This window comes from Xanthomonas albilineans (assembly GCF_002939705.1).
In the GTDB taxonomy this organism is placed as follows: domain Bacteria; phylum Pseudomonadota; class Gammaproteobacteria; order Xanthomonadales; family Xanthomonadaceae; genus Xanthomonas_A; species Xanthomonas_A albilineans.
Window position 1 is genome coordinate 1 of the sequence record NZ_MDCB01000089.1, and the last position, 630, is coordinate 630.

Here is a 630-nt window from a genome sequence, read left to right on the forward strand (position 1 = left end):
CACTCGCTGCTCGGCGTGCGCCTGATCTCGCGCATCCGCAGCGCGCTGGGATTGGAACTGCCGCTGGCCACCTTATTCGCCCAGCCGCGTCTGGTCGATCTGGCCCAGGCCCTGGACAACACCGACGCCAGCACCCTGCCGGCGATCGTACCAGCCGACCGCGATGCGCCATTGCCGCTGTCCTACGCCCAGCAGCGACTGTGGTTCCTAGAGCAGCTCGATCAACGTGCCGCACGCGCGTACCTGCTCGCCGGCGGCGTGGACCTGCACGGCGTGCTGAACCTGTCCGCGTTGCAACAAGCCCTGGATCGCATCGTCGCCCGCCACGAAGCCCTGCGCACCTGCTTCGTCGCCAACGACGATGGCGCCACACAAGTGATTGCGCCGGCCAACGTCGGCTTTGCGCTGGAGTGCATCGATCTGCGGCAAACAGCAGACCCCCACGCCGACGCCCAACTCCACGCCGAACAAGAAACCAACACGCCCTTCGACCTGAGTCGTGGTCCGTTGATCCGTGGTCGCCTGTTGCAGCTGGCCGAGCAGCAACATCGCCTGCTGGTGACCATGCACCACATCGTTTCGGATGGCTGGTCGATGGCGTTGCTGGTGCAGGAACTGAGCGCGCTGTAC

Annotated in this window: 1 protein-coding gene; it reads left to right on the top strand. The window is 65.7% G+C overall.

Features of this window, described 5'->3' with window-relative positions; translation table 11 throughout:
* Window positions 1-630, top strand: a 630-nt coding sequence (locus tag XalbCFBP2523_RS15870; RefSeq protein ID WP_211286583.1) for a condensation domain-containing protein, incomplete at both ends; no start/stop codon positions are given.